5 protein-coding genes are annotated in these 6,111 nt (G+C 49.5%); all 5 read left to right on the top strand.

Annotated features, from left to right (window positions below):
• Positions 1–8: 8 nt before the first annotated feature.
• The gene (locus ACKFKF_RS08590; RefSeq protein ID WP_446859104.1) at positions 9–1,067 is read left to right on the top strand and encodes an NAD-dependent epimerase/dehydratase family protein; all 1,059 of its coding nucleotides are present in this window, start codon (positions 9–11) and stop codon (positions 1,065–1,067) included.
• Positions 1,051–2,325 (top strand): glycosyltransferase, encoded by a 1,275-nt coding sequence (locus ACKFKF_RS08595; RefSeq protein ID WP_446867357.1) that lies wholly within the window; start codon positions 1,051–1,053, stop codon positions 2,323–2,325. Before ACKFKF_RS08590 ends, ACKFKF_RS08595 begins: the two co-directional genes overlap by 17 nt.
• A 22-nt stretch (positions 2,326–2,347) precedes the next feature.
• A complete protein-coding gene (locus tag ACKFKF_RS08600; protein WP_446867358.1) occupies positions 2,348–3,700 on the top strand; it encodes an O-antigen ligase family protein in 1,353 nt (450 codons plus the stop codon).
• Positions 3,701–3,751: 51 nt separating this feature from the next.
• Complete coding sequence (locus ACKFKF_RS08605) at positions 3,752–4,690, top strand: hypothetical protein (protein ID WP_446859101.1); 939 nt, start codon at positions 3,752–3,754, stop codon at positions 4,688–4,690.
• A gap of 452 nt (positions 4,691–5,142) precedes the next feature.
• Positions 5,143–5,715 (top strand): YdcF family protein, encoded by a 573-nt coding sequence (locus ACKFKF_RS08610; protein WP_446859100.1) that lies wholly within the window; start codon positions 5,143–5,145, stop codon positions 5,713–5,715.
• Positions 5,716–6,111 lie beyond the last annotated feature (396 nt).

Genomic DNA, 6,111 nt, shown 5'->3' on the forward strand with positions numbered 1-6,111 from the left:
CAGAAACAATGAAGGTATTGGTAACAGGCTCAAATGGTTTGATTGGTTCCGAAGCGGTGGAGTACTACGATCGCCAGGGACATCAGGTAATCGGGGTTGACAATAACATGCGAGCAGAGTTTTTTGGCGCGCAGGGCGACACCACCTGGAATCTGCAACGGTTACAATCCAAAACGCGCAGCTTTCAGCCTTACAGCATTGATATTCGCGATCGCGATCGCTTGTTTGACCTCTTCCAGTCCCACTCTTTTGATCTGATTATTCACTGTGCGGCTCAACCGTCTCACGACAAAGCTTGTCAGATTCCTTTGCTCGATTTTGAAGTCAATGCTCTGGGTACGGTGAATTTGCTAGAAGCTACGCGCCAATTTTGCCCAGAGGCCGTGTTTATTCACATCAGCACCAACAAAGTGTATGGCGACTCGCCTAACGAAGTGCCCCGCGTTGAGCTAGAAAAACGCTACGACTATGCTAACCCAGACGACTACCACGGGATTGCCGAAACCCAACGCATCGATCGCTGTCTACATTCCTTGTTTGGCGCGTCCAAAGCGGCGGCGGATGTCGTCGCTCAAGAGTACGGTCGCTATTTTGGTATGAAGGTCGGCATCTTTCGCGGCGGCTGTCTGACCGGCCCTTCTCACTCTGGCGTTGAGCTACACGGCTTTTTGTCTTACCTGGTCAAAGTCGCCATCACAGGCGGCACTTACAAGGTGTTTGGCTACAAGGGCAAACAGGTGCGCGACAACATTCACAGCTACGATGTGATCCAAGCCTTTGAAGCCTTCCGCAACAACCCCAAGCCAGGAGAAGTGTATAACCTGGGCGGCGGCCGTGATAACAGCGTGTCTATTCTAGAATCGTTTGACTTGATCGAACAGCTCACGGGCAAGCGCGTCAATTGGGTTTATGTCGATCAAAATCGAATTGGCGATCACATCTGCTACATGTCTGACCTGCGAAAGCTCAAGAGCCATTTTCCAGAGTGGAGCATTACGCGCAGCCTGACGGATATTTTTCAGGAAATCATTGCGGCCGAGGCAGCCAAATATGCAGCAGTTAGATAGTCCCCGATCGGCGATCGACCCATCGACTCAAAAGTTAGACACGCCCAAACTACTGTTATTTGACCTGGCAGCCAGTGGGCACCATCCAGTCTATATCCAATATCTAGTGCGGGATTGGGTTGAGCAACAGCGCCCCGGAACGCTGCATGTGGTCGTGTCTCCGCAGTTTTTCGATCGTCACGCCGACATTACGGCGCTGGCTTACGAAACGTCGGACAGTCGAGTTCAGTTTACAGCCATTTCCGACCGTGAATTTGCCCAGTTTGAGCAACAAAAATCTCTGCTTTCTAAGTCGTTTGCTGAATGGCATCTCTTGTGTAACTATGCCAGCCAACTCCAGGCGACTCAAGCACTGTTGATGTATTTCGATACTTGCCAAATTCCCTTGGTGGCGGCGCGGCGCGCTCCCTGTCCGATCGCGGGCATTTATTTCAGACCCACTTTTCATTACAGTCGCTTTGCAGACTATCACCCAACCTGGCAAGATACGCTGCGACAGTGGCGACAAAAGCGATTACTCACACTGATTCTCCGCAATCCTCAGCTAAAGACTTTGTTTTCGCTCGATGCCTTCGCGGTTCCCCAGATTCAGCAATGTAATCCTAGGGTCAAAATCCTGCCGCTGGCTGATCCCGTTCAGCCCCATCACCCCCAGCCTGAAGCAACTGCACAACTGAGACAGGATTTGGGAATTGCACCCGATCGCCAGGTTTTATTGCTGTTTGGCGAACTCAATCGGCGCAAAGGAATTTACCAGATTTTGACGGCAATGTCAGCCCTCCCGCCAGAACTGGGACAGCAGATTTGCTTACTGTTAGCGGGGCCACTGCCCCTAGCGGATAAACCCGCGATCGTCGCTCAGATCCAGCAGCTACAGCAAACGACGTCAGTTCAGGTAATCCTCAATGATCAATACATCAAAGGCGACGCAGTACAACGCTACTTTGAACTGGCGGATAACGTGCTGGCAACCTATCAGCGACATGTGGGCATGAGTTCTATTTTGTTGCACGCGGCGGCGGCGCAAAAACCAGTCTTGTCTACAGACTATGGGCTGATGGGAGAGCTAGTCCGCCATTACGAATTAGGATTGGTCGTCGATGCCAGCCAGCCAGAGGCGATCGCTCAAGGGGTGACTGACTGGTTACAAGGGAGCGATCGTCTCAAACCCAATGCTGCCAAAATGCAGGAATTTGTTAATCAAAACCTGGCTGGGCAATTTGTTAACACCATCCTGCAAACGCTACTGTCTGTTTAGATCTACCTGACGCAGAAATCTTATGAAGCTACTATCGAAATTAAGTGCTGTATTACTCAGTCTCTATCTTCATGGCTTGACTTTCTATTTCTGCATTACTGGGTTTTCTGCGGGTCTTCAGTCTAGTGCCCTCACAGCAGCCTATCAGCTTACCTTAGTCGGAATCCCGCTTGTCATTGCCCTATTTGTCAAAGACTGTCGTGAAAAACTGCTGCGGGTGGAACCGATCGATTTGCTGTATCTCCTGTTTGTGATTCTCTTTCTATATGACCTGCGAGAAGGCAGATTTGCGGCTGAATTTCCAGAAAATCTTGTAATCTATTTTTCTTTGTACTGGACTTCTCTAGCAGTTGCGCGAAGTTTGACGCTCAAACAATTTAAGCTGGTTTGCCAGGTCTCCAATCTGATTACGATCCTGACTTCCTCGATTATTCTGGCTCAGGTGATTACCGGAACTGCAAACTGGGCCGATCACGGTCGGCGACTAGTGGCTGGCGCAAGCAACAATCCCATCATTTTGGGGTACACCGGAGCCTATGCTTTTCTGACCAGTCTAATTTTGGCAATGCGTGCTAAGTATCCCTGGAATCTGGTTTGGCTAGTAGTAAGCTTACCTGGGCTATCGGTTTGTCTCTCTACAGGCACTCGTAGCGCCCTGTTGTCTATCTTTTTGGGGGGTGCCTTCGTGGCGATTTACAGCTTAAAAGTTTTGGCTCGCTCTAATAAAAGCTTGTCCAGGGTAGTGTTGAATGGATTTATTGTAGTTACCTTAGTGTTCTCGTTTTCCCTAGCGAGCGAATCGTTTGTTCCGGCCGCGCGAGGGGGCGGCCCATCAGAAAAAGCATCCCCTATTACTGTGGCGCTGGAGTCTGGTTTAGAACGAGTTAGTTCCTTCACTCAAATATTGACTGGCGGCGGCAGCCAAGATCGTTCTACACAGCAGAGAGAAGTTCTCTATCAGACTGCCTGGGAAGGGTTTATGCAAAATCCGATGACAGGGAATGGGTTGTACTCTGCTCACGCCGCACACAATGCGTTTCTCCAGGTTTCAACTGAGTTTGGACTGTTAGGGGTTGTGACCTTTGTGGTGCCGTTTATATACATCTTCTACCGCATGATTCAAGTCATCTTTATCATGAAGCCTGATGTGCGGAGAGTGATCAAGTCTTTTCCTACACCAGAGCAGTTTTTGAACAGTGATTACGCCACAATTTCTAGCTTTTGTATTGTGATATTTGCTCAAGCGGTCTGTATGTTTTCATTCCACGGCGATCCTTACAGAAGCTTTTTACCGATTACGTCTATTGGCGTTCTGATTGCTTACTTGCGGCTAGGAAAGAGGGCGATTCAAAACTCCCGCTGGGACGCATCCTAGTTCCTCGTTTGTTGTTTGTTTCACGATCGATGCCCCAATTGTACTATTTCCATGAGCTATTCCCCGATCGCCTTATTTATCTACAAGCGCCCCGACCACACGCGACAAACGCTGATCAGCCTGATGCAGTGTCCAGAGTTTGCGGAGAGTCCTTTGTTTGTCTTTTGTGATGGAGCCAAAAAGCCAGAGGATGCTGACAAAATTCAAGAAACGCGCAGCCTGGTACGTGAGCTAGTCGGAGAAACTGCCAAGATCATTGAGGCTCCCCAGAATCAAGGTCTAGCAAACTCAATTATTTCTGGAATCGACCTGGTGTTTCGCACCTACGATCGCTGCATCATTATCGAAGACGATCTTGTGGTACATCCGCGCTGTCTAGGCTTTTTGAATGCTGCCCTTGACCAATATGAAGCAGAACCTTCTGTAATGCAGGTCTCGGCTCACATGTATCCGGTGCCCGAATTTACTCAACGCACAGAAGCGCTGTTTCTGCCAATTCATACCTCCTGGGGTTGGGCAACCTGGAAACGAGCCTGGGCGCACTTTGATCCGCAAGCAGTCGGCTGGGAAGCACTGGAACACGATCGCGATCTCCGCACTCGATTCAACTTTGACGGCACGTTTGATTACTTCAACACGCTCAAGATGCAAATGTCTGGGACGCTCGATTCTTGGGCGATCCGCTGGTACTGGAGTATTTTTAAGCAGCGGGGATGTACCTTATTTCCGCCGATTAGCTATATCAACAACATCGGGTTTGATGGAACGGGCACCCACGGTTGGCGATCGGCCCGCCGCTTTTTTAACCAGGCCAACCCTCCGCAACCCCCGATCGCGTTTCAGTTACCTGAAGAAGTGCGGCTATTAGACACTGAATTAGCGACGGTCAAAAAAACGCTGCGAAAGCTTCGTCCCAGAGGATTGGTCATCGTCAAAGGCCTGTTGTTTTTGCGAAAAATGAAACGGGCGCTCATCCCCGCGAGAGCCTGAGCGTGATCAAGCCTGCAAAGTTGCAACGTTCCCCTTAAGAAGCTACTGTGTACACACATCTCTTTCTCGCTTCGTTTCAGTCGGCTTCAGCCCCCTAAATTCCCCAAAATTGGGGGACTTCAAGCCCAGAATCCGAGTTCAAAGTCCCCCAGATTGGGGGATTTAGGGGGCGAAGATCTCGGCAATAAACGATTAAGCAACTTGTGTGTACACGGTAGCCTTAAGAAGGGAGGACTTAAAGAAGTTGCACGTCGCGTTCATTTCGGCTTCCTGAACAACACAAACGCAGCGATCGATGGGTCAATGTCGTATCTCTTTGGTCAAAACTGATGGATAAGTTCATGGAGAACAGAAAATTGCTGGAGGTAGAAATTTGAGGTAGGGTGCTGCCAGACTTCCCTAAACACAGTACAGTAGTCAGGAAAGGTGTCTACCATGATTAAGTTCCTGCTGTGTTTAAGCAACCCCGTCGTTTTTGGTGCGTCAGCGCACTGCTAACTATCGTTTGTGTTGGCTACATTCCTGCAAAACTCGCCCAGGCAAAGCAGCAAGCTCCTGAGCCGCAACTAATTTTATTTTTGGGAGGGGGAGCCGATCGAGAGCGATCGTCTGTGCCCACGATTCAAGCCCATTCTCAATTGGCGGTCTGGGTTTCGACAGGTTCGCCCCAGGCGGCGACGATCTTTGAGAGCGCTGACATTGCTCCGATGCGACTGCACTGGGATTGCCGAGCGACCGATACAGTGACCAACTTTACGACGGTGGTCAAAGACTTGCGAAAACGCGACATTCGACATGTTTATGTATTAACGTCGGATTTCCATATGCCCAGAGCAATGGCGATCGCCACGATCGTTTTGGGAAGCCAGGGAATTGCGTTTACTCCGATGGTCGTTCCGTCTCACCGCCCTCCCGAATCAAATCTGCGGATTCTCAGGGATATTGGGCGGTCTTTTGTTTGGTTAGCGACAGGTCGCACGGGTGCCAGTCTAAAGCAGCATTGGGCTTGCCAAGACCAAAAGTAACTCCTACCTTCCGATGCCCTTAAGAGCAGTAGAAGCAAAACGCTGGTCACTTTGAATGACTATATATACGTTTTGTATAACCATTCCGAAAATAACCCCCTAACGCTTCCATCTACCCAGAAATTTGTAGCTCGAATGGTCTAAAGTCTCCCAGATTGGGGGGTTGGGGGGCAGAAGCGCTGAATAACGAAGCGAAGAAATTGAAGCAAATCTCTTTTAGCAGGGTGGCGAAGCGATTGCATATGTTTATACAAACATTCCGAAGATATTCTCACAACTGATTTAAGACTGCTATATCAGTGCTGAGAAATTGATATGAAGACAATTTAATTAGCCCCGTTATTTTAACGTCAGTTCGATGAGAGTGACTCGCTTCGTTTCAATCGGCTTCAGCCC

It is taken from the genome of Phormidesmis sp. 146-12 (assembly GCF_052939495.1).